This window comes from Trichlorobacter sp. (genome assembly GCF_030247655.1).
In the GTDB taxonomy this organism is placed as follows: Bacteria; Desulfobacterota; Desulfuromonadia; order Geobacterales; family Pseudopelobacteraceae; genus Trichlorobacter.
On record NZ_JAOTRZ010000359.1, the window covers coordinates 1 to 1,680 of the forward strand.

Annotated in this window: 2 protein-coding genes; both read right to left on the reverse strand. The window is 53.7% G+C overall.

All coding sequences use genetic code 11. The features are described 5' to 3' along the window. The coding region (locus tag OEL57_RS16670) for an epoxyqueuosine reductase QueH (protein WP_300742064.1) at positions 1-519 on the reverse strand (519 nt) is incomplete at its 3' end. Continuing rightward, positions 519-1,680 (reverse strand): bifunctional 3,4-dihydroxy-2-butanone-4-phosphate synthase/GTP cyclohydrolase II (locus tag OEL57_RS16675; protein ID WP_300742066.1); only part of this gene is annotated, 1,162 nt, incomplete at its 5' end. The genes OEL57_RS16675 and OEL57_RS16670, both read right to left, overlap by 1 nt.

Sequence of the window (1,680 nt, forward strand, 5' to 3'; positions counted from 1 at the left end):
GTACCGTTCCTTTTCACTATAGATACAACCACAATACTGCTGACGATAGAGTTCCAACTGCTTAGAGCGTCGGATCCCCTCCTGCCAGCCTGGCCTGAAATCCCGATACAAAAACAAAATTCCGTGCTTTTGTGATGCGTCCTCTGCCTTTTGGCGCATCAGATCATGATTCTGATAACGGCTGTAAAAAAGCGACGAGGTAAAGGCATCAAAACCACCATCTAAAGCAGCAGCAGCAACAGCATCAAGTCGTGAGGCGTAGCAGTAGCCACAGCGTTCATCAGGTGCTGCAGCTACATTGGCTAGAAACTCCTCCAACCTGTATTCATCTCTAACGATCAGCGGCATCCCTTCCAACGCGGCCATCTGCTGCGCCGTATCACGTCGCCTGGCAAACTCCTGATAGGGGTGAATATTGTGGTTATAGAAGAAACCGGTAACCTCTATCCCTTCACTGCGCAGGGTAGCGAGGGGATAGAGCGCACAGGGACCACAGCAGGCATGCAACAGGACGCGCATCAGACCTTTTCCAACAGATGTCCCAGTTTATCACGCTTGGTCCGCAGGTAACCTTTGTTTGAGCAAGTGGGGCTGGCCTCTATCTGCACCCGGTCCACAATTTCAATGCCATACCCCTGCAGACCAACCAGCTTACGAGGATTATTGGTTAAAAGACGAATTTTACGAAGACCCAAAGCCAACAAAATTTGGGCACCAACCCCATAGTCACGCATATCAGCCTTAAAACCAAGCTGCTGATTTGCCTCAACCGTATCCATACCCTGATCCTGCAGCTCGTAGGCCTTCAGTTTGTTGATCAGACCGATCCCCCGCCCTTCCTGGCGCATATAGAGGATCACCCCGCGGCCGTCCTTAACAATCGCCTCCATCGCCTTGTGCAGCTGGTCACCACAATCACAACGCTGGGAGCCCATCACATCGCCGGTCAGGCATTCCGAATGTACCCGCACCAGTACCGACTCGTCGCCAGAGAGATCGCCTTTAACCAACGCGATATGGTCCAGCTTGTCCACATCATTTTCAAAGGCCACCACCCGCCAGTCACCACCATAACGGGATGGTAGTTTGGCATCGGCAACAGCCCGCACCAGCTGCTCATGTTTCAGACGATAGGCAACCAGATCAGCAACGGTACAGATCTTCAGGCCATGTTCTTTAGCAAACGTACGCAATTCAGGCATGCGGGACATACTACCGTCATCATTCATGATCTCACAGATCACGCCAGCCGGGGTCAGCCCTGCCAGACGGGCAAGATCAACCGATCCCTCGGTCTGGCCGGTACGGACCAGCACCCCGCCCGGCTTGGCCCGCAGCGGAAAGATATGGCCAGGGCTGACCAGATCAGCTGCAGACGCATTGGGGGCAACTGCGGTCAAAACAGTATGGGAGCGGTCAGCAGCAGAAATACCGGTGGTAACGCCACGTTTTGCCTCAATCGAAACCGTAAAGGCGGTTTCAAAGGGTGAGGTATTATCCCGCACCATCGGCTTCAGCCCCAAGGAGTCGCATTTTTCCGGGGTCAAGGTCAGACAGATCAGACCACGACCATATCTGGCCATAAAGTTGATCGCCTCCGGGGTAGCCATTTCGGCTGCCATGGTCAGGTCACCCTCGTTCTCCCGGTCCTCATCATCCACCAGAATCACCATCTTACCC